General features: G+C 57.9%; 17 protein-coding genes and 1 pseudogene. 5 read left to right on the top strand and 13 right to left on the bottom strand.

Annotated elements, in window-relative coordinates; all coding sequences use genetic code 11:
* Positions 1 to 7: 7 nt before the first annotated feature.
* From carB to ACJJIK_RS18650, 7 genes and pseudogenes are all read right to left on the bottom strand, one after another.
* Positions 8 to 3,235, bottom strand: coding sequence for a carbamoyl-phosphate synthase large subunit (gene carB / locus ACJJIK_RS18680; protein WP_444929754.1), 3,228 nt, complete (start codon positions 3,233 to 3,235; stop codon positions 8 to 10).
* A gap of 380 nt (positions 3,236 to 3,615) precedes the next feature.
* Positions 3,616 to 4,764, bottom strand: a complete 1,149-nt coding sequence (gene carA, locus ACJJIK_RS18675; protein WP_444943542.1) for a glutamine-hydrolyzing carbamoyl-phosphate synthase small subunit — start codon at positions 4,762 to 4,764, stop codon at positions 3,616 to 3,618.
* 329 nt (positions 4,765 to 5,093) lie between these two features.
* Positions 5,094 to 5,669 carry a YfiR family protein gene (locus tag ACJJIK_RS18670; RefSeq protein WP_444943541.1) on the bottom strand — a complete coding sequence of 192 codons (576 nt, stop codon included), beginning with the start codon at positions 5,667 to 5,669 and terminating at the stop codon, positions 5,094 to 5,096.
* Between the two features lie 168 nt (positions 5,670 to 5,837).
* On the bottom strand, positions 5,838 to 6,746 hold the full coding sequence (rimK, locus tag ACJJIK_RS18665) for a 30S ribosomal protein S6--L-glutamate ligase (protein WP_444932381.1): 909 nt from the start codon (positions 6,744 to 6,746) through the stop codon (positions 5,838 to 5,840).
* 84 nt (positions 6,747 to 6,830) lie between these two features.
* Positions 6,831 to 7,220, bottom strand: a pseudogene (locus tag ACJJIK_RS18660) (ATP-dependent zinc protease family protein); the annotation flags it as partial.
* A 152-nt stretch (positions 7,221 to 7,372) separates the two neighbouring features.
* Positions 7,373 to 8,188 carry a 4-hydroxy-tetrahydrodipicolinate reductase gene (gene dapB / locus ACJJIK_RS18655; protein ID WP_444929751.1) on the bottom strand — a complete coding sequence of 272 codons (816 nt, stop codon included), beginning with the start codon at positions 8,186 to 8,188 and terminating at the stop codon, positions 7,373 to 7,375.
* 253 nt (positions 8,189 to 8,441) lie between these two features.
* Positions 8,442 to 9,065, bottom strand: a complete 624-nt coding sequence (locus tag ACJJIK_RS18650) for a hypothetical protein (RefSeq protein ID WP_444943540.1) — start codon at positions 9,063 to 9,065, stop codon at positions 8,442 to 8,444.
* Positions 9,066 to 9,352: 287 nt separating this feature from the next.
* On the opposite strand from ACJJIK_RS18650, the gene ACJJIK_RS18645 reads away from it, so the two are divergent.
* Complete coding sequence (locus ACJJIK_RS18645; RefSeq protein WP_444943539.1) at positions 9,353 to 9,802, top strand: hypothetical protein; 450 nt, start codon at positions 9,353 to 9,355, stop codon at positions 9,800 to 9,802.
* 45 nt (positions 9,803 to 9,847) lie between these two features.
* Here ACJJIK_RS18645 and dnaJ read toward each other — a convergent pair whose 3' ends face one another.
* The 3 genes from dnaJ to grpE all read right to left on the bottom strand — a co-directional run bounded on the left by dnaJ (position 9,848) and on the right by grpE (position 13,900).
* Positions 9,848 to 10,972, bottom strand: coding sequence for a molecular chaperone DnaJ (gene dnaJ / locus ACJJIK_RS18640; protein WP_444929748.1), 1,125 nt, complete (start codon positions 10,970 to 10,972; stop codon positions 9,848 to 9,850).
* A gap of 224 nt (positions 10,973 to 11,196) precedes the next feature.
* Positions 11,197 to 13,137, bottom strand: a complete 1,941-nt coding sequence (gene dnaK, locus ACJJIK_RS18635) for a molecular chaperone DnaK (RefSeq protein ID WP_444929747.1) — start codon at positions 13,135 to 13,137, stop codon at positions 11,197 to 11,199.
* A 142-nt stretch (positions 13,138 to 13,279) separates the two neighbouring features.
* Positions 13,280 to 13,900, bottom strand: coding sequence for a nucleotide exchange factor GrpE (gene grpE, locus ACJJIK_RS18630; RefSeq protein ID WP_444929746.1), 621 nt, complete (start codon positions 13,898 to 13,900; stop codon positions 13,280 to 13,282).
* A gap of 230 nt (positions 13,901 to 14,130) precedes the next feature.
* Here grpE and recN point away from each other — a divergent pair, with 230 nt between their 5' ends.
* Together recN and ACJJIK_RS18620 are read left to right on the top strand one after the other, a co-directional pair.
* Positions 14,131 to 15,798: a DNA repair protein RecN gene (recN, locus tag ACJJIK_RS18625; protein ID WP_444943538.1), complete on the top strand. Its 1,668-nt coding sequence runs from the start codon at positions 14,131 to 14,133 to the stop codon at positions 15,796 to 15,798.
* A 273-nt stretch (positions 15,799 to 16,071) separates the two neighbouring features.
* Positions 16,072 to 16,668 (top strand): 1-acyl-sn-glycerol-3-phosphate acyltransferase, encoded by a 597-nt coding sequence (locus ACJJIK_RS18620; protein WP_444929744.1) that lies wholly within the window; start codon positions 16,072 to 16,074, stop codon positions 16,666 to 16,668.
* A gap of 49 nt (positions 16,669 to 16,717) precedes the next feature.
* Here the strand turns inward: ACJJIK_RS18620 and fur are convergent, their stop codons facing one another.
* On the bottom strand, positions 16,718 to 17,128 hold the full coding sequence (gene fur / locus ACJJIK_RS18615; RefSeq protein WP_282931309.1) for a ferric iron uptake transcriptional regulator: 411 nt from the start codon (positions 17,126 to 17,128) through the stop codon (positions 16,718 to 16,720).
* Positions 17,129 to 17,406: 278 nt separating this feature from the next.
* Between fur and ACJJIK_RS18610 the strand changes: the two genes are divergently transcribed.
* Positions 17,407 to 17,751 carry an outer membrane protein assembly factor BamE gene (locus ACJJIK_RS18610; RefSeq protein ID WP_444929743.1) on the top strand — a complete coding sequence of 115 codons (345 nt, stop codon included), beginning with the start codon at positions 17,407 to 17,409 and terminating at the stop codon, positions 17,749 to 17,751.
* Here the strand turns inward: ACJJIK_RS18610 and ACJJIK_RS18605 are convergent.
* Together ACJJIK_RS18605 and ACJJIK_RS18600 are read right to left on the bottom strand one after the other, a co-directional pair.
* Entirely contained in the window at positions 17,748 to 18,101 is a 354-nt protein-coding gene (locus tag ACJJIK_RS18605) for an RnfH family protein (protein WP_444943537.1), read from the bottom strand. The genes ACJJIK_RS18610 and ACJJIK_RS18605 overlap by 4 nt on opposite strands.
* Positions 18,098 to 18,538 carry a type II toxin-antitoxin system RatA family toxin gene (locus ACJJIK_RS18600; protein ID WP_444943536.1) on the bottom strand — a complete coding sequence of 147 codons (441 nt, stop codon included), beginning with the start codon at positions 18,536 to 18,538 and terminating at the stop codon, positions 18,098 to 18,100. Before ACJJIK_RS18600 ends, ACJJIK_RS18605 begins: the two co-directional genes overlap by 4 nt.
* Positions 18,539 to 18,727: 189 nt before the next feature.
* Here ACJJIK_RS18600 and ACJJIK_RS18595 point away from each other — a divergent pair, with 189 nt between their 5' ends.
* The gene (locus ACJJIK_RS18595) at positions 18,728 to 20,146 is read left to right on the top strand and encodes a sodium-dependent transporter (RefSeq protein ID WP_444943535.1); all 1,419 of its coding nucleotides are present in this window, start codon (positions 18,728 to 18,730) and stop codon (positions 20,144 to 20,146) included.
* Positions 20,147 to 20,148 lie beyond the last annotated feature (2 nt).

Here is a 20,148-nt window from a genome sequence, read left to right as displayed (position 1 = left end):
AAAGCGATTAAGACAGCTTTACTACACGCTGGTGCAGGTCTTGCAGGCGGCGAACCTGGAGCGGCTGCTCCTGGCGCATAGCCATCGCCATTGCCTGAGCCGCCGCCAGGGTGGTGGTGTAACACACCTGGTGGTTCTCGGCACTGCGACGGATATCCGCAGAGTCGCGAATCGCCTGACGTCCTTCGGTGGTGTTCACCACCAGTGCAATCTCGTCGTTCTTAATCATATCGACGATATGCGGACGACCTTCACTCATCTTATTGACGGTTGTAACGGGAATATTGTTTTCTTGCAAGACCTTGGCGGTGCCGCGGCTGGCAATTACCTCGAAGCCAAGCTCTACCAGATCGCGGGCAACGCCCACTGCGTCGGCCTTATCGAAATCACGCACAGAGATAAACGCGCGGCCGGACTCCGGCAGGCGATCGCCGGCGGCAACCAGGCCCTTGTCGAAAGCTTCTGCAAAAGTCGCGCCTACGCCCATTACTTCGCCGGTGGACTTCATCTCGGGGCCGAGAATCGGGTCCACTTTCGGGAACTTGTTGAACGGGAATACAGACTCTTTAACGGAGTAGTAGTCCGGTACGATCTCTTCGGTAAAGCCCTGCTCCTGCAGGCTGATACCCGCCTGACAGCGCGCAGCCACTTTCGCCAGTGAAGTGCCGATGCACTTGGAGACGAAAGGTACGGTACGGGAAGCGCGCGGGTTCACCTCGATCACGTAGATCTCGCCGTCCTGGTAGGCCAGCTGGGTGTTCATCAGGCCGACTACGCCCAGCTCGCGGGCCATGGCTTTCACTTCTTCGCGCATACGGTCCTGCACATCCGCCGGCAGGCTGTAAGGCGGCAGGGAGCAAGCGGAGTCACCGGAGTGAACACCACACTGTTCAATGTGCTGCATAATGGCGCCGATCACAACGTCCTTGCCATCGGATACCGCATCGATATCCACCTCAATAGCGGCGTTGAGGAAGTGGTCCAGCAGTACCGGCGCTTCGTCGGAAACCTGTACCGCTTCTTTCATATAAGTGAGCAGTTCGTCTTCTTTGTAGACGATCTCCATAGCGCGGCCGCCCAGTACGTAAGACGGGCGCACAACCAGCGGGTAGCCCACGTCTTTCGCCGCCTGGATGGCTTCGGAGACAGAGCGCACGATGGCGTTCTTCGGCTGCTTGAGGCCGAGACGCATAATCATCTGCTGGAAGCGCTCGCGGTCTTCGGCGCGGTCAATCTGCTCTGGGGTGGTACCGATAATCGGCACACCTTCGTTGGCCAGGTAGCGCGCCAGGTTCAGCGGAGTCTGGCCGCCGAACTGTACGATCACGCCTTCCGGCTTTTCTTTGGCAACGATTTCCAGCACATCTTCCAGAGTTACCGGCTCGAAGTAGAGGCGGTCGGAGGTATCGTAGTCGGTGGAAACAGTCTCCGGGTTACAGTTGACCATAATGGTCTCGTAACCGTCTTCGCGCATCGCCAGAGCGGCGTGTACACAGCAGTAGTCGAACTCGATGCCCTGGCCGATACGGTTGGGGCCACCGCCGAGTACCATGATCTTCTTCTTGTCAGACGGCTGCGCTTCGCACTCCTCATCGTAAGTGGAGTACATATAAGCGGTGGAGGTGCTGAACTCAGCGGCACAGGTGTCCACGCGCTTGTAAGATGGGAAAATCCCCAACTTGTGGCGGAATTCGCGCACGGTCTTCTGGCTCACCCCCAGCAGGTCTGCCAGGCGGCGGTCGGAGAAGCCCTTGCGCTTGAGGAAACGCATTTGCTCTGTGGTCAGTGCCGAGGTAGGCAGGGACTTGAGCGGCTCTTCGATTTTGATCAGCTCTTCGATCTGCACCAGGAACCAGGGATCGATACCGGACAGGTCGTAAATTTCGTCGACGCTCATGCCCATACGGAAGGCGTCGCCCACATACCAGATGCGCTCGGCGCCCGGTACGGACAGCTCGCTGCGCAGGCGGTTCTCGGCGCCGTCTTTGCTCGGGTCGATCTTGCTTTCCAGACCGAAGCTGCCCACTTCCAGGCCGCGCAGCGCTTTTTGCAGGGATTCCTGGAAGGTGCGGCCGATCGCCATCACTTCACCCACAGACTTCATCTGGGTGGTCAGGCGCGCATCGGCTTCACCGAATTTCTCGAAGGTGAAGCGCGGAATCTTGGTGACAACGTAGTCGATAGACGGCTCGAAGGACGCCGGGGTGGCACCGCCGGTGATATCGTTTTGCAGCTCGTCCAGGGTGTAACCCACTGCCAGCTTGGCCGCGACCTTGGCGATCGGGAAGCCGGTGGCCTTGGAGGCCAGGGCGGAGGAGCGGGATACGCGCGGGTTCATCTCGATCACCACCACGCGGCCAGTCTTCGGGCAGACGCCGAACTGTACGTTGGAGCCGCCGGTCTCAACGCCGATCTCACGCAGTACCGCGATAGAGGCGTTGCGCATCAGCTGGTATTCCTTGTCGGTCAGCGTCTGCGCCGGGGCAACGGTGATGGAGTCACCGGTGTGTACGCCCATCGGGTCGAAGTTCTCGATGGAACATACGATGATGCAGTTGTCGTTCTTATCACGAACCACTTCCATCTCGTACTCTTTCCAGCCGAGCAGGGATTCGTCGATCAACAGTTCGTTGGTGGGGGAGAGGTCGAGACCGCGCTTACAGATCTCTTCAAACTCCGGCCAGTTGTAGGCCACACCGCCACCGGAACCACCCATGGTGAAGGACGGACGGATAATCACCGGGAAGCCGAACTCTTCCGGTACTTTCTTCGCCTCTTCCATGGAGTGGACGATCTTGGCGCGCGGAGTTTCCAGGCCGATGGCCTTCATCGCCTTATCGAACAGGTCGCGGTCTTCCGCTTTCTCGATAGCGTCTTTGTCCGCACCGATCAGCTCGACATTGAACTCCTTCAGGACACCGTGCTTGTCCAGGTCCAGGGCGCAGTTCAGTGCTGTCTGGCCGCCCATGGTGGGCAGGATGGCGTCGGGGCGCTCCTGCTCGATAATCTTGGCAACGGTGCGCCACTCCACCGGCTCGATGTAAGTGGCATCGGCCATGGCCGGGTCGGTCATGATGGTGGCCGGGTTGGAGTTCACCAGGATCACCCGGTAACCCTCTTCGCGCAGCGCCTTACAGGCCTGGGCGCCGGAGTAGTCAAATTCGCACGCCTGGCCGATCACGATGGGGCCTGCGCCGATAATCAGAATGCTTTGGATATCTGTGCGTTTTGGCATCTTTCTTCCGTTCTACTACCGGCAAAGGCCGGCTGCGCTAAATTTCATTCGTTTCTTGTTAAGGAGACTCTAAACAACTCCGTGATGCCTCTGGCTTGCAGAGCGGTTCACAATCAAGGCGCGGCTTCGCAGGAATGTCTAGACCTTTCAAGAAGTCGCAACGCGGAGTGTGAATCGCTCTGCAAGCCCCGAAGGGCGGTCCTTGAAGGCCACAGCTGCTGCGTTGCAGCTCTTGCCAAGGGCTATGGCCATTCGCGGCGAGCTGCGCCTAACATCTGCAGCCTTCAAGGACCCGCAGAGGTATTACGGCGTCATTCAGAGTCTCCTTAAAACCGCCGCAAAAGCGGCGGTTGTTTGCCCTACCCTGAGCGGCTGCGCCCTTAGGCGCGCTCTTTCATCAAATCGATAAAGTGGTCGAACAGCGGCGCCACATCGTGTGGGCCCGGGCTCGCCTCCGGGTGTCCCTGGAAGCTGAAGGCCGGCTTGTCCTTCAGCTGGATACCCTGCAAGGTGCCGTCGAACAGGGACTTGTGGGTAACTTCCACATTTTCCGGCAGGCTGTCGGCGTCCACTTCGAAACCGTGGTTCTGCGCGGTGATCATCACCTTGGTGCTGTTCAGGTCCTGTACCGGGTGGTTACCACCGTGGTGACCGAACTTCATCTTGGCCGTTTTACCGCCCACCGCCAGGCCCAGCAGCTGGTGGCCCAGGCAGATACCGTAGGTGGGGATGCCGGCGTCGAGGATTTCGCGGATAGCGGCGATCGCGTATTCGCAGGGCTCGGGGTCACCGGGGCCATTGGACAGGAACACACCATCGGGATTCATCGCCAGTACTTCGGAGGCCGGGGTCTCCGCCGGTACTACGGTGATATCGCAGCCGCGATCCACCAGCATGCGCAGGATATTGCGCTTCACGCCGAAATCGTAAGCCACTACTTTGAAGGGCTGCTCCGGCGCGGCCTTGTGGCCTTCGCCCAGTTCCCAGGTGCCTTCGCTAAAGGTATAGGCTTCCTTGGTGCTCACCACCTTGGCCAGGTCCATACCCTTCAGACCGGCAAATTCCTTGGCCTTGACCAGGGCTTCTTCGCGGTCGATATTGTCACCGGCGACGATGCAACCGCTCTGTGCGCCCTTGTCGCGCAGCAGGCGGGTCAGGCGGCGGGTATCGATATCGGCGATACCGACGATATTGCGCTCGCGCAGGTAGTCTTCCAGGGACTGCTCATTGCGGAAGCTGCTGGCCAGCAGCGGCAGGTCGCGGATCACCAGGCCGGCGGCCCAGATATCAGCGCACTCTTCGTCTTCCTGGTTGGTGCCAGTGTTGCCGATGTGCGGGTAGGTCAGAGTCACAATCTGGCGGGCGTAGGAGGGGTCGGTGAGGATCTCCTGGTAGCCGGTCATGGATGTGTTGAACACTACTTCGCCAACAGAACTGCCGTGGGCACCGATTGCGCGTCCTTCAAAGACGCTACCATCAGCGAGCACCAGCAGCGCGGGAGTTGTACTCTGCATAAAGTTGTGGGGCATGAAGGCCTCCGACGTAGGGACAGCTTTAGTCAAATTGAACTCCAATCTTCAGAACTGCTTCCGGGCGGGGTTTGCGGGCTTCGGAGCACGCGGCTCCTGACTGGCGCGCGCATAAAAAAGCGAGATGAAACATCGCAGCTTCATCTCGCTTTAAAAATCTGTTCACGCGTGATTCTCACAAAGTGGCCGACGCTTGCCGCCAGCTTTTTAGTAGGCTCACGCTGCGCGATTCAGCTTCGCGGCACCGGCCCAAATCGGGCGCAGATTCTACGCGAATTCGCCGCTAGACGCTAGTGCAAAAATGCGCCAGGCTACTTCCCCTGAAAATCTCACTCCGGCTTGCGCCCCAGGCGGAAAAGACTGCTGCCCATTTTCAGCTCCGCCCTCTCCAGCATGGTCTTATTCATGCGCAGGGCCACCTCGCGGCCGCTGTCGGCAAATTCGATCATACCGCCGGTGGCGGCGAAGCGCTCGGCGTCGCTGACGGTCAGCACCGGGAAGAACTCCAGCGCGATCAGCGCCTTGAGCAGCGTGGCCCGGTCCAGGGTGCTCAGCACCACTATCTGACACTTGCGCGCGCGCAGCATCTCCGCCACTTCAATTTTCTCAAGCTCCACCGTGCGCCCGTCGATACGTTGGTTCTTAAAGCGCGCCGCCAGCGGCTCACTGAGAGAATCCCCACCCATCAGGCACACTTTGAAAGGGGCACGGCTATTAGAAAAGGCATTGACCGGCCACTGCAGGTGATAGGCGAAGTGTACGATGTAATCCACCATCACCCGCCGCCCCAGGGGCGTATCGGAGAGCTGCACCGCCCCCCGGGCGCCCGCAGCAAAAAACAGTGCGACCAGGAACAGTAGCAGAGTGGATATCGCGCGGAGTGAACGGGGGCGGCGTATCGTCATAGAAGCTCAAACCCTAGGATTTGCAACTCCCCAAGAGAAGCTGCGGGGCTGGTATCTGCAAGCGGCAAAAGCCCGCTGCAACTCTAATCTGCGCGCCAGCAAAACGCCCGGCCACCTATGTAGATTAGCCCAACACCCAGCCCCCCACCGGGTCTTTGCCAGGCGCCGCTAGCCCTCCTCCGCCGCCACCGCCGGGCGCCACTTCAAGGCCTTTTCAATCGACATAATCATGGCTCCGGCCACATCCTTGCGCGTGGCACTCTCAATCCCCTCGAGCCCCGGAGAGGAATTCACCTCCAACAGCAGCGGCCCCTTGCGCGAGCGAATAATATCCACACCGGCCACCTTGAGGCCCAGCGCCTTAGCGGCCTTGACCGCCAGGCGCTTCTCCTCCGGAGTCACCTTGACCACCGATGCCGTACCGCCCTGGTGAATATTCGCGCGAAACTCCCCCGGCGCCGCCTCCCGCTGGATTGAAGCCACCACCCGGCCGTCGATCACAAACAGGCGCAGGTCCTTGCCCTGGGCCTCGCGAATAAACTCCTGCACGAGAAGATTGGCCTTCAGAGACTTAAACGCATTGATTACCGATTCTGCGGCCTTGCGGGTTTCCGCCAGGACCACGCCGCGCCCCTGAGTCCCCTCCAGCAACTTCACCACCAGCGGCGCACCGCCCACCATCTCAATCAGCTCGTTGGTATCCACTGGGGAGTTGGCGAATCCGGAGGTGGGAATATTCAGGCCGCTCCGCTGCAACAGTTGTAGGGAAAACAGCTTGTCCCGCGACTGACTGATCGCGGCAGAGCCGTTGAGGGCAAAGACATCCAGACTCTCGAAGTGCCGCGTCAGCGCACAGCCGTAAAACGTCTGGCTGGGGCGGATACGGGGGATCACCGCATCTAAATTATTGAGAATTCTGCCATCCCGGTAGTGCACTTCGGGCTCATCCGCATCCAGCTTCATATAGCACTGGCGCACATCCAGGAAGGTCATACGGTGGCCGCGCTCGGCCCCCGCTTCCATAATCCGGCGGTTGCTGTACAGGTCCGGATTGGAGGCCAGCAAGCCGATACGCAGGCCGGTACCGGCGATATGGTGCTCGTCCCGGTAGTATTCATCCAGCTGGCTTTTCGGTATATCGCCGAGGCAAAAACTCTCCGCCGGGTCCACCAACATGCGCCCCACCATGGCCTCGCGCCCCAGCAGCATGCGGTAGCCCATGCTGTCCCGGTTGGTCAGGGTGAGCTCGATATCCCAGACGCTGCCGCCAATCGACAGGGATGTGCGGATCACCGGGCGCTTCTCGCTCTCACCAGAGGAGCTGCGCACCAGGCGCCGGTCTAAAAGTCGCGCCTCGCAGCGCACCGATGGGCGGTTGCGGTGTTGCAGTGGGTGCGCCTCAAAACTGACCCAGGATTCGCCGTCGCGCTTAAAGGTATGGATATTGTAAGCGTGCAAACAGGAGGTCTTGGCCCCAGAGTCCACACGCGCTTTAATCGCCGGGATACCCAGCGCGGGAAATCCACACCACTCCTCACTGCCGACAATCAATTTATTTTCCAAGCAGGCGTCCTCACAGGAAGGTTACAGGGTGGCCGGTCGCGCCGGCCTTTGGCTTTTACACAAAAAATACCGGGTAAATAAAAGTACAAAAAACCGTACAGCGCCCCTGCAGGCGCTGAAGATATTTGCTCGAGGCCGGGTTAATTCAGACCGAGCACATCGCGCATATCGTAGTGGCCGGCGGCCCGGCTGGCGCCGCCCTCCCCCATCAACCACACCGCCGCGCGCACCGCGCCGCGCGCAAAAGAGAGACGGCTGCTGGCGCGGTGACCAATTTCAACGCGCTCGCCCTCCGCCAGAAACATCACCGAGTGTTCGCCCACCACATCGCCGCCGCGCACGGTGGCAAAACCGATAGTCTCGCGATCGCGGGCACCGGTCTGGCCCTCGCGGCCGTAAACCGCCACCTTGTCCAGATCGCGGCCGAGGGTTTCGGCAATCACCTCCCCCATACTCAGCGCCGTGCCGGAAGGTGCGTCCACTTTGTGGCGGTGGTGGGCCTCGACAATCTCGATATCGGCCTCCTCCGCCATCACCCGCGCAGCGGTTTCCAGCAATTTAAAGCACAGGTTTACCCCGGTGGAAAAATTACTGGCGAGACACAGCGGCACCTGGTCCGCACGCGCCAACACTGCGGCTTTTTCCTCGCTATCAAAACCGGTAGTACCGATCACAATGGGAAGGTTTTTCTCCGCACAATAGGCGGCATTTTCCACCGTGGCCTGGGGGGCGGTGAAATCGATCAGCACGTCGAACTCCGCCTGATCGAGGCTATCCACAATAGCCAGACCACTGCGGCCCAGGCCGGAAACTTCGCCGGCATCGGCGCCGACCAAACTGGAGCCCGGCCGCACTACGGCCGCTGAGAGTTCAGCCCTATCGGACAGGGACAGGGCCTCTGCCAACGCCCGCCCCATACGACCACCAAAGCCCGTTACCGCTACCTTCACCGCCATTTCACCACTCCAATCCGAGTCCATAAGATTCCGGATTCTACATCGCCCCCAGTAGCGCGCATAGATATCCAGAGGGGGCAGCGCCGGCCCCCATCTGCGGCAGTAAAGTGGCGCTTGTGTAACGTTTAAACGGAGGGCGACTCTGGTGCAAAAGAATAAGCCGCCAGAGTCCGTCCGCAGAGGTATACCTATTTTTCCACCGGCAAAAGCTGGCTTACACGGTACCTCAGGGGGAAAGCACCTCAAAGCGGCATCACGCTGGACTCCACCAACTCCAACTGATATCCGTTAATTTATGGATACTGCACTTGGCAAAACTCTCGTTGAGGAGCTTTGCCGCTTCCGGGTTTTCCTGAAAGTATTCAATATTCGTGGGGTTTACCTCTTCAAAGGCAAACAGCGAGTAGCACCAGGCATATATAATTTTGTATCCCTTGTCGTAATACTCTCGGGTCAATTTTTTCAGGTTATCGGAAGAGCGGCTAGAGGTCTCCTCCTTCAGATCAACACAGGTAATTTCGCAGTCCAGCAGGTGTTTTCTGGTCTCTGTCGCCGCCTGTTTGTCTCCTGCGAAGTGATCCGCATCCCACATTAATCCATACAGTGCGCCATTATTCTGCGAGGGGTTCAGAATGCTTCCGTGTCGCCCACCGAAGATGGCCACCTTTCGACATCCGCGAGCGTAAAGCGTATTTACCAGGGGAATCCAGCTGGTATTCCCGGTTATTGTTACCGAAGCAAAAACCCCGCGAATCTCTACCCAGGGGCAATCTTCGGATAGGATCGGGTTGCGCGCCATCATATTTTCTTTCAGCTCATAGGGCGTCCTCTCGGAATTATATTGCTCTATGATTTTCGTTTCCTTGGCGGTATACATATTTCTACAATCCTTTGTCAGTCGAGCATTAAAAGTGGGAATGAGCACTGATCTCACAGACTCCAAAGGAGGAAGAAAACGTCCATAGCACTCATACACCAGGCTAATTACCGCCGAAATTAAACCCCCGTTGCAGGGGGCAGGATCTCCCCTAAAAACAAAGCGCCGCGCCCCGTTGGAGCAATTATTAGAAAATGGAATAAAAAATAACTTTAAAATTACCAGGGCGCGAAACAAACGTGGCAGCCACTGCTACGCTTTAGCGGGAGGGTAAATGGAGCGCCAATATGCGACTGATGATCCTGTCCAACCAGCTGCCACATATTCTGGCAGTGGTTATTTCCCTGAGCTTGGCTTTTGGCAGCGCACCGGTTTCCGCCCAACAGCAAGGTGCCAGTGCCGATTTTTGGGAAAAATATGATGATATTACCGACTGGGTGACGCTGCGTTTGCAGCTCACCCCCGCACAGAAAAAGGTGGTAGTCCCCATTCTGCAGCAGAGTTTTGCCGAGAAAAAAGCGGTGCTAAAAAGCCATGGATTACTGGGCGATAACAAGGTGACCCTCAGCCCCAAACTGCGCAGCGAAATAGGCACAGAAATGGCTGTAATTAGCAATCAGAGTCTGGAGAAATTGCGGGAGGTTTTAAGCACAACACAAATGCGCGAAGTGCAGAAAATACAGATGGAATTTATCAGTGAAGTGGCAAATAGACTGCGGGCCCAGCCCAGCCAATAAAACTGGCCTGAAGCGGTTAAGCTTCAGGCCAGCCGGATTTTCGCCCTAAAGCTTCATATCCCCAAAGAAGTTCTTCACCCCTTCAAACCAACCGGTTTGACGCGGTGAATTTTTCTTTTCACTGAGGGTATTGGCGAACTCCTGCAACAAGTCTTTTTGCTTGCCGGACAGGTTTACCGGAGTCTCCACTACAACGCGACACAGCAGGTCGCCGGTTGCACCGCCGCGCACCGGGGTAACGCCTTTGCCGCGCAGGCGGAACAGCTTGCCAGTCTGACTCTCTGCCGGAATCTTCAGCTTCACCTTGCCGTCGAGCGTCGGCACTTCCAGCTCGCCGCCGAGGGCTGCGGAAACAAAACTGATCGGCACTTCGCAGTAGAGGTTTTTGCCATCGCGCTGGAACAGGTCGTGCTCTTTTACCACCACCTGTACATAGAGATCGCCGGCGGGACCGCCGTCCGGTCCGGCCTCACCCTCACCGGACAGGCGAATGCGATCACCGGTATCCACACCGGGCGGAACCTTAACCGACAGAGTCTTGGTTTCCTCTACGCGACCGCGACCGTGGCAGCTGCCACAGGGATCGGAGATAGTGGTACCGCGACCGCGACAGTTGGGGCAGGTTTGCTGTACAGAGAAGAAACCCTGCTGCATGCGCACCTGGCCGGCACCGCCACAGGTGCCACAGGTTTGCGGGGAGGAGCCGGGCTTGGCGCCAGAACCGCTACAGGTACCACAGGACGCCAGGGTCGGAACGCGAATCTTAACCGTGGTGCCGCGCACTGCGTCTTCCAGATCCAGCTCCAGGTCATAGCGCAGATCGGAACCGCGCGCCGGGCCGCCGCGACGGCCACCGCCGCCACCACCGAAGATATCGCCGAACACATCGCCGAAAATATCGGAGAAGCCGCCGAAACCACCGGCGCCACCACCGCCCATCTGGCCTTCCACACCGGCGTGGCCAAACTGGTCATAGGCTGCGCGCTTCTCGGAATCCGACAGGATCTCGTAGGCCTCATTGGCTTCCTTGAACTTGTTTTCCGCTTCCGCATCATCGGGGTTACGGTCCGGGTGAAACTTCATCGCCACCCGGCGGTAGGCTTTCTTCAGCTCTGCATCCGAAGCGCCGCGCTCGACGCCGAGGACTTCGTAATAATCGCGTTTCGACATAAAACTATGTTCTCTGGTCCGGCATCAAGAACGGCCAAACTCTCTCTACTTCTCGGTTTCTAATTAAGCTCCGCGCGCGGAGCGCCAGCAAAGCGGCAGAATGCGGCCACTATTGCTGGGTGCCTGAAACAACACAGGGCGCGGGCCTCTAAAAGTAAGGCGCCGCGCCCCTGAAGTTCTCCAGCGACACCGCAAAAGCCGCCGCCGGAAATGCAAGCGTACGCTTACTTACCTTCTTTTTTGTCGTCCTTAACTTCTTCGAACTCCGCGTCTACTGCGTCGTCACCAGCGGAGGACTGCTGCTCGTCCTGGGCACCAGCGGCACCTTCAGCACCAGCGGCTTGAGCCTGCTCGGCGTACATCTTCTGCGCCAGCGGACCGGAAGCTTCAGTCAGCTTGGTAGTCGCCGCTTCCATAGCCGCCTTGTCGTTGCCTTTAACGGCTTCTTCCGCTTCGCTAACGGCCGCTTCAATCGCCGCTTTCTCTTCAGCGGTGGCTTTGTCGCCCGCTTCTTCCAGAGTCTTCTTGGTGGCAGAAATCAGACCGTCGAGCGTGTTGCGAGTCTGCACCAGCTCTTCGAACTGCTTGTCCGCTTCGGCATTGGCCTCGGCGTCCTGAACCATCTTGTCGATCTCGTCCTCGGACAGACCAGAGGAAGCCTGGATCACGATAGACTGCTCTTTACCCGTGGCCTTGTCCTTCGCGTGTACGTGCAGGATACCGTTGGCATCGATATCGAAGGTTACTTCGATCTGCGGCATGCCGCGCGGTGCCGGCGGGATATCGGCCAGGTCGAAACGACCCAGGGACTTGTTCTGTGCCGCTTGCTTGCGCTCACCCTGAACCACGTGAATGGTCACCGCAGTCTGGTTGTCGTCCGCAGTGGAGAAAACCTGAGACTTCTTGGTGGGGATAGTGGTGTTCTTGTCGATCAGCGGAGTCGCAACGCCACCCATGGTTTCGATACCCAGGGTCAGCGGGGTTACGTCCAGCAGCAGTACGTCTTTAACGTCACCGGACAGTACCGCGCCCTGGATAGCAGCACCCATGGCCACAGCTTCGTCGGGGTTAACGTCTTTGCGCGGCTCTTTGCCGAAGAACTCGGTTACTTTCTGCTGTACCAGCGGCATGCGGGTCTGACCGCCCACCAGGATTACTTCGTCTACGCCGGAAGCGGACAGGTCGGCATCTTGCAGAGCGATTTTTACCGGCTCCAGAGAGCGGATAACCAGCTCTTCTACCAGGCTTTCCAGCTTGGCGCGGGTCAGCTTAACCACCAAGTGCTTGGGACCAGTGGCATCTGCGGTGATGTACGGCAGGTTAACTTCGGTCTGCTGGCTGGAGGACAGCTCAATCTTGGCTTTTTCCGCAGCTTCTTTCAGGCGCTGCATCGCCAGGGGGTCGCCTTTCAGGTCGATGCCCTGGTCTTTCTTGAATTCGTCTGCGAGGTATTCGATCAGGCGCAGGTCGAAGTCTTCACCACCGAGGAAGGTGTCACCGTTGGTGGACAGTACTTCGAACTGCTTCTCGCCGTCTACGTCGGCAATTTCGATAATGGAGATATCGAAGGTACCACCACCCAGATCGTATACCGCTACAGTGCGGTCACCGCCCTGCTTGTCCAGGCCGTAGGCCAGAGCAGCGGCAGTCGGCTCGTTGATAATACGCTTAACGTCCAGGCCCGCGATGCGGCCGGCGTCTTTGGTAGCCTGGCGCTGGGAGTCGTTGAAGTAAGCCGGTACGGTAATTACCGCAGCGTCAACTTTCTCACCGAGGAAATCTTCCGCAGTCTTTTTCATTTTCTTCAGAACTTCGGCAGAGATCTGCGGCGGCGCTTTTTTGTCGCCTTTCACTTCTACCCAAGCGTCGCCGTTGTCAGCGCCAGTGATGGTGTAAGGCACCATCTGAATATCTTTCTGGACAACGTCGTCTTTGAATTTGCGACCGATCAGACGCTTAACCGCAAACAGAGTATTTTGAGGATTGGTCACCGCCTGACGCTTGGCAGACTGACCTACCAGAATTTCGCTATCGTCAGTGAAAGCAACAATAGAGGGGGTAGTGCGATCGCCTTCGGCGTTCTCGATTACACGCGCCTTGTCACCATCCAGTACCGCTACACAGCTGTTAGTGGTACCCAGGTCGATGCCGATAATTTTTCCCATTAGTCAATTCCTCGTTTGGTGCGCGCCGCCAGCTCTGTTCTGTACTCAACGCGCAAATAATTCTTCTGATGTCAGCTATATTGGTGCCGGCCGCAAAAATTCAAGGCCGCTTTACACTTCTGCCACTTTTACACTTTTGCCACTAGAGCGCTTTGCTGACCACCACCATGGCCGGGCGCACCAGGCGACCGTTAAGGCGATAACCTTTCTGAAACACCTCCAGAACCGTGTTCGGCTCTACCTCGCCGTTGGGCACCTGGGTCATAGCCTGGTGCAGTTCCGGGTCGAAGGGCTCACCGGCGGGATCGACCACTTCCACAGAATTTTTCGTCAGGGTTTCAACGAAAGATTTGTGGGTCAGCTCGATACCCTCTACCAGGGCCTTGTTGGCTTCGTCGGCGCTATCGATAGTCGCCAGGGCGCGCTCGAGGTTGTCGACAACCGGCAACAAATCCTGCAACAGTTTCTCTACCGCAAATTTGCGCGCGCGCTCGATATCCTGCTGCGCGCGGCGGCGGGCATTCTGCTCTTCCGCCTGAGCGCGCAGGGCCATATCCTTGTGCGCTGCCAGCTGCTCCTGCAACTTGATAATTTCCTCGTGCAGGGCATCGGCACCTTCGGCCTCACCCTGCAAAGCCTCTTCGGCGAGCTCGCTCTCTATAGAGGAAGGCTCTTCAACCTCTGCTGAAACGCCCTCGTCTGTAGCTGGTGCGTGCTCCGCCCCCTCTTTAATCTGATCTTCTTCGCTGCGCTCTCTGGCCACTGCTTTCTCCGTCGCGTCGACTCTGTCAGTAATGTGAGTTGAGCCCGCCTCGCGGGCACTGGAGGCTATATGGGGACATCCCCGCACAGTTCAAGTGGTTTTTCGCGCAAGCACCCCACCCCGGAGGCAATATGACCCCGCCGCTATAGCTAAGCGCCAGCGAATACTGTATAAATAACCACTAACTGGGCCCGATGCCCGTCGATTAGCAAGGACACAAAGCGACCTCTATGCTGCTGCATCTGTCTATCAGCCAATTCACTCTGGTGGACCAACTGGAGTTGGAATTTGGCCCGGGTACCAGCACCTTGACCGGTGAGACCGGCGCGGGTAAATCCATTACGCTCGACGCCCTCGGCCTGGCACTGGGTGGGCGCGGCAGCGCTGAGCTAGTGCGCACCGGCGCCAATCGCGCCGATATCAGCGCCACCTTCGATATCGGCGCGCACCCCAGCGCCGCCGGCTGGCTCGAATCCCAGGAGCTGGACGCCGGGCAGGAAGTGATTCTGCGCCGCACTATCGGCGCCGACGGCCGCTCCCGCGCCTATATCAACGGCCAACCGGTGACCCTGCTGCAACTGCGCGCCCTGGGCGAACAGCTGATCGATATCCACAGCCAGCACGAACACCAATCCCTGCTAAAAAAGGAAACCCACCTGCGCCTGCTGGATGAATACGCCCAGGCCCAGGAACTGACCGCCGAGACCCGCAGCCGCTTCAAAACCTGGCGGGATCACTACCGCCGCTACCGCAGCCTGGCCGACAGCGCCGAAGAGGCCGAAGCCCGCCGCCACCTGCTGGAATACCAGCTCAAGGAGCTGGAGCAACTGGGTTTGAACGAGGGAGAAATAGAGGCGCTGGAAAGCGAACAGCAACAGCTGGCCAACGCCGGGGAAATTCTCAGCGGCAGCTATCAACTGGCCGCTTTTCTGTCCGGTGGTGAGGGCGATATCGCCGAACAGCTGCACCGCGCCCTGCAACTGCTGTCCTCCATGCCCGGGCAGGCACCGGCGCTGGTGGAAGTGGCGCAGATGCTCGACAGTGCGCGCATCCAAGTGGATGAAGCCGCAGCCACCCTGTCCCGCCATATCGACCGCTTCGAGATGGACCCGGAGCGGCTCTCCGAAGTTGAAGAGCGGCTCAGCGCCATCTACCAGGCGGCGCGCAAACACCGGGTGCAACCGCAGGAGCTGCCGGCACTGCAACAGCAACTTCAGGCGGAGCTGGACGATATCGGCAGCCCCGACGCCCTGGAGCGCCTGGCCGCCAACTGTGAACAGCTGGAAAAACAGTACCGCAAAGTCGCCAGCCAACTCAGTAAACTGCGCGGCAAAGCGGCAACCTCACTGGCGGCGGCGGTCAACAGTCAACTGGCGGACCTGGCCATGCCCCACGCCTGCGTGGAGCTGTCCCTGCAAGAACTGGATACCCCCAACAGCCAGGGGTTGGAGGAAGCGGAAATACTGATTTCCACCAACCCGGGCCAACCGCCGCGCCCCCTGGGCAAGATCGCCTCCGGCGGTGAACTCTCCCGGGTCAGCCTGGCGATCCAGGTAGTCACCGCACAGACCTCGCGCACCCCCACCCTGGTATTCGATGAGGTGGATGTGGGTATCGGCGGGGCCACCGGTGATGTAGTGGGCCGCCTGCTGCGCCAACTGGGAGAGACCCGCGATGGCCGCAGCGGCCAGGTGATCTGTGTCACCCACCTGGCCCAGGTAGCGGCGCGGGCCCACCGCCAATACCTGGTGGAAAAGCACAGTGATGGCGAAAGCGTGTTTGTGGCTCTGCGCGAGCTCACCAACGGCGAGCGCCGCGAAGAGGTAGCGCGCATGCTCGGCGGCGCTCCCACCACCCAGTCCCTGGCCCACGCCGAGGAAATGCTGGGGAGGAGCTAAACTCCAATATTTTTGTGGGGCCGGCCATAGCGCCAGCTCCAAAGCGTTATAACTGCGCCGCATGTCGCAAAAAGGCAAAAATGGCACATTTAGCTAAGCAATCTTGTGCCATAGATCAATAAATAGCTGCCACACAATCCGGTAAATCACCCCTTTCGTCGGATATATGTGCCGATTTAGAACAAACGAACAAATATGACTGTGAGTGGCGGGTAAAGTCACCATATACTGGGTAACCTATTTTTCTATGTATGAGTAGTCCCGGCTGAGGTTATGCAGAGAACAATTTTCAACACCCCCATTGTCACCCCGATCCTGCGCCTGGTTGCGCGGATGCTACTGAAGCTGCACGGCTGGCGCGTCAAAGCTGACGAGCAGTCCCTCAAGCTCAAGCAGTACGTACTGATCGGCGCCCCCCACACCACCAACTGGGATGGCTACTACTTTATCCTCGCCGCGCTCAAGCTGAAGATGACCCCGCAGTGGATGGGCAAAGACAAGCTGTTTACCTTCCCCCTGGGCGTCCCTATGCGCTGGTTCGGCGGTATTGCCGTAGACCGCAGCAAGGCCAACAACCTGGTGGAAGCCACTGCCAGGCAGTTCAAACTGCGCAAAGAACTGATTATCGCCATTCCCCCCGAGGGCACGCGCGGCCTGGCGGAGCGCTGGAAGAGCGGCTTTTACCATATCGCCCGCAGCGCCAAGGTGCCGGTGGTACTGGGCTATATCAACTTTCCCAAGAAGGAAGTGGGCATAGGTCCTATCGCGCAATTTGGGGAAAACCTGGAAGCCGAACTGCTGAAGCTCAAGGAGTTTTACGCGGATAAAATTGGCAAGTTCCCGGAGCTTTACACTCCGCCCTGTCGCTAGTCGCAGCGCGCGTCATTGAAGGGTGCGGTGAACACCGCACCCGCAAGCATTACTTCTCTTTTTCTGTCACATACAGAACCAGGCTGTGGCCGGTCAGCTCATAGCCGTGCTCTTCGGCAATCTGACGCTGTAGCTCCTCAATCTCCTCATTGTGGAACTCGATAACCTTGCCGGTATCGGTGCAGACCATATGATCGTGGTGATCGCCGCGATCCAGCTCAAATACAGAGTGACCGCCATCGAAATTGTGGCGCACTACCAGGCCCGCGCTCTCAAACTGGGTCAACACCCGGTACACCGTGGCTAGGCCCACATCCTCTCCCGCTTCCAGCAACAGCTTGTAGACATCCTCAGCACTCAAGTGCTGCTCGCTAGTGCTCTCAAGCAATTGCAGAATTTTTACTCGCGGCAGAGTGACCTTGAGGCCAGCCTTGCGCAATTCCTGGTTTTCGTTCGACATGTATCAATATTTCCCGGCAGGATTTTAAAAGTGATCCGAAGTTGCCCAAGCTCACAGCTGCCGTTTAGCAAGGATTCCGACCTTGGAGTCCCGTCTGTCAGCGAGTCAACTCTTCGGGTATTATCCCATGCCCTGCGGAGTCAGAGAAACCCCGTACTGCTCACTTAGTGCAGAACGGCGAGGTGGAGGAACTTTTTTTCTTCGCATCGAACTAAACTGACTGTTTATAAGAAATCAGCGCGAGCGCTGCCGTTTGAAACCAAATAATGGAGCAATGAATGCCGCCTAGTCTGAGATTTCTCACCATCGCCTTCCTCTGCGCCCTACTGGGTGCCTGCACACTGGTAAAATTCCCCGGCGTACACCGCATTGAGGTGCAGCAGGGCAATATCATTACCCAGGAGATGGTGGACCAGCTGAAGCCCGGAATGACGCGACGCCAGGTACAATTTGTGCTGGGCACTCCGCTGCTGGAGGATACCTACAATCCCAACCGCTGGGATTACGTCAACCGCCTGCGCGACAAGAAAGGCAATATCACCCAGAAGACTTTCAGCGTCTACTTCGACGAAGACGCCCTGGTAGCCACCAGCGGTGACTGGCAGCCGGCGGAGTGGCCCTAGGCAGAAGTCCCCTCGGTCCCCTTTTTCTTCTCGGCCTGGCGCTTGGCCTTCTCGGCGCGCTGTTTGCGCGCCTCTTTGGGATCGGCGATCAGCGGGCGGTACACCTCGACCCGGTCGCCGGGTTGCAGGACATAGCTATCCGCCGGCGGCAGCCCCTTACTCCCCAGCGCCTGGGCAAAAATCCCCATTTTCGCACTATCCGGGTCGACTTCCGGATACTCTTCGGGGATGCCCGAGCGAATTAGCGCCTCCCGCGCAGTGGTGCCCTCCACCACCAACAAACGCATCAGGCGCTGCTCGTGAGGCAGCGCGTAGACCACTTCCACCGAAATTGTTTTTTGTTCTGTCATTGGGGTTTCCCGTAAATTGCCTCGGCGCGCTCACACATAACCGCAACCATTTGATTAGCCAGGTCGCTGAAAATTTTTCCCGCCGCCGCCGCGATCAATCGATTTTTCATCGAGAACGACAGGGTAAAACTCACCTTGCAGGCATTTTCAGCCAGCGGGGTAAACGCCCACAACCCCTCGAACTGCTCAAAGGGACCGTCCACCAGCTTGAGCGTCATCGACTCGGGGCGCACCAGCTGGTTGCGGGTTACAAAGCTCTGCTTAATCCCCGCACGCGACAAATCCAGGCGCGCCTCTAAAGTAGTGTCATCGCTGTGGATCACCTCCGCCGCGCGACAGCCGGGCAAAAATTGCGGGTAACTGGCCACATCATTGACCAGATCAAACATCTGTTCTGCGCTGTACATCACCAGCGCGCTGCGTTCTATTTCAGTCATTCCTACCGTCTAACCCAGTCCACCAGGCAAAATCACCTGGGATCACCATTCAGCGGCTAATTTTGCCAGCCGGCGCTACTCAAGCAAGACAATTCCTGTAACAATCGCATTTATTACCGCTGGGTCACGTTTAGCCCTAGCCGCAGTAACAAAAACAAGCATTCATAAAAAATAATAGCGAGACTACTTATGACCGCAGTGAGAGAGCATTTTGGCTCAAGGCTGGGCTTTATCCTGGCCGCCGCAGGTTCCGCCGTCGGTATTGGCAACCTGGTCGCATTCCCCGTAGCAGCCACCAAGAGCGGGGGCGGCGCCTTTTTACTGGTCTACGCTCTCTTTGTCTTCCTGATCTGTCTGCCGGTGATGATGGCGGAGCTCGCTATGGGGCGCAGCTCAGACAAAGACCCCGTCGGGGCCTATCGCACCATATCCCGGGGTTCACCCCTGTGGAGTATCCCCGGCTGGCTGGCCCTGATCACCCCATTTATGATCGCGGTTTTCTATCTGGTGGTCACCGTCTGGGTGATGGGCTATCTGGTAGAAATCTTTTCCGGCAACCTGGATAAGCTCGCCACACCGGATTTCTTTGTCCACTTTATTAACACCCCCACGATATTTATTTATCTGGTTATCCTGATGCTGATCATCAACGCCATTCTCGCGATGGGCGTTAAAGACGGTATCGAGCGGGCCGCCAAGACCCTGATGCCCATGCTGTTTGTGATGTTATTGGGACTGGTGTTCTTTGTACTGACCCTGGATAACGCCGCACTCGGTTTGCGCTACTACCTGGTACCCGACTTCAGTAAAATTGACGGCAACGTAATCAGCAAAGCCATGGCCCAGGCCTTCTTCTCCCTGTCGCTGGGTATGGGCATCATGATCACTTACGGCTCCTACATGAAGAAGCGGGACTCTATTCCCGGCTCCTCCCGCGCCGTAGCCATTACTGACACACTGGTGGCCTTTACCGCTGGCCTGCTGATTCTGCCGAGTATTTTCCACTTCAATCCACAAATCGACCCGACCGAGCTGAGCGACTCCTCCGCCGGTATGATCTTCCTGTTCCTGCCGAAGATTTTCCTCGCCCTGCAGGATGGTATCGGCTATATAGGCGCCAGCGCCGTAGCGGCAGTGTTCTTCTTCCTGGTACTGGTTGCCGCAATTACCTCGCTGGTTTCCATTATCGAAGTGCCCATCGCCACCCTGCGCGACGAGCGCAATATGGAGCGCAAGAAGGCAATTTGCGTGGTCGCGGCAGTTCAATTTGTGCTGGCCATCGCTTGCGCCGTATCATTCGGTATGGCCACTTGGTTTACTGAATTTGTACAACTGGCCGGCGAGAACAAATCCTTCTTCGATTTGGTGGAGATTATCTTCTACGACACCATCCTGCCTTTAAACGGCCTGCTGGTTTGTCTGTTCGTGATCTACAAATGGAAGAAATCCAATTTTGATCGAGAGCTGCAAGAAGGCGACAATGGCTTTGCAGGCTCGTTTTCGCAAAAATACGTTAACTTCTCCCTGGGCACTTTTATCCCATTGATACTGTTGCTGATCTTTATCAATACCGTGGCCCTGAAGTTTTTTGGACACAGTTTTATTTAGTT

Source organism: Microbulbifer regidiadema (SeqCode) (assembly GCF_052466995.1).
Note: the sequence above shows the minus strand (reverse complement) of the source record. Positions and strands in the feature narration are given on the sequence as shown.

Excerpts from the sequence above, each read along its gene's own strand:
- carB (WP_444929754.1), bottom strand. The coding sequence starts at position 3,235 with ATGCCAAAACGCACAGATATCCAAAGCATTCTGATTATCGGCGCAGGC.
- carA (WP_444943542.1), bottom strand. The coding sequence starts at position 4,764 with ATGCCCCACAACTTTATGCAGAGTACAACTCCCGCGCTGCTGGTGCTC.
- ACJJIK_RS18670 (WP_444943541.1), bottom strand. The coding sequence starts at position 5,669 with ATGACGATACGCCGCCCCCGTTCACTCCGCGCGATATCCACTCTGCTA.
- dapB (WP_444929751.1), bottom strand. The coding sequence starts at position 8,188 with ATGGCGGTGAAGGTAGCGGTAACGGGCTTTGGTGGTCGTATGGGGCGG.
- ACJJIK_RS18650 (WP_444943540.1), bottom strand. The coding sequence starts at position 9,065 with ATGTATACCGCCAAGGAAACGAAAATCATAGAGCAATATAATTCCGAG.
- ACJJIK_RS18645 (WP_444943539.1), top strand. The coding sequence starts at position 9,353 with ATGCGACTGATGATCCTGTCCAACCAGCTGCCACATATTCTGGCAGTG.
- dnaJ (WP_444929748.1), bottom strand. The coding sequence starts at position 10,972 with ATGTCGAAACGCGATTATTACGAAGTCCTCGGCGTCGAGCGCGGCGCT.
- dnaK (WP_444929747.1), bottom strand. The coding sequence starts at position 13,137 with ATGGGAAAAATTATCGGCATCGACCTGGGTACCACTAACAGCTGTGTA.
- recN (WP_444943538.1), top strand. The coding sequence starts at position 14,131 with ATGCTGCTGCATCTGTCTATCAGCCAATTCACTCTGGTGGACCAACTG.
- ACJJIK_RS18620 (WP_444929744.1), top strand. The coding sequence starts at position 16,072 with ATGCAGAGAACAATTTTCAACACCCCCATTGTCACCCCGATCCTGCGC.
- fur (WP_282931309.1), bottom strand. The coding sequence starts at position 17,128 with ATGTCGAACGAAAACCAGGAATTGCGCAAGGCTGGCCTCAAGGTCACT.
- ACJJIK_RS18610 (WP_444929743.1), top strand. The coding sequence starts at position 17,407 with ATGCCGCCTAGTCTGAGATTTCTCACCATCGCCTTCCTCTGCGCCCTA.
- ACJJIK_RS18605 (WP_444943537.1), bottom strand. The coding sequence starts at position 18,101 with ATGACAGAACAAAAAACAATTTCGGTGGAAGTGGTCTACGCGCTGCCT.
- ACJJIK_RS18600 (WP_444943536.1), bottom strand. The coding sequence starts at position 18,538 with ATGACTGAAATAGAACGCAGCGCGCTGGTGATGTACAGCGCAGAACAG.
- ACJJIK_RS18595 (WP_444943535.1), top strand. The coding sequence starts at position 18,728 with ATGACCGCAGTGAGAGAGCATTTTGGCTCAAGGCTGGGCTTTATCCTG.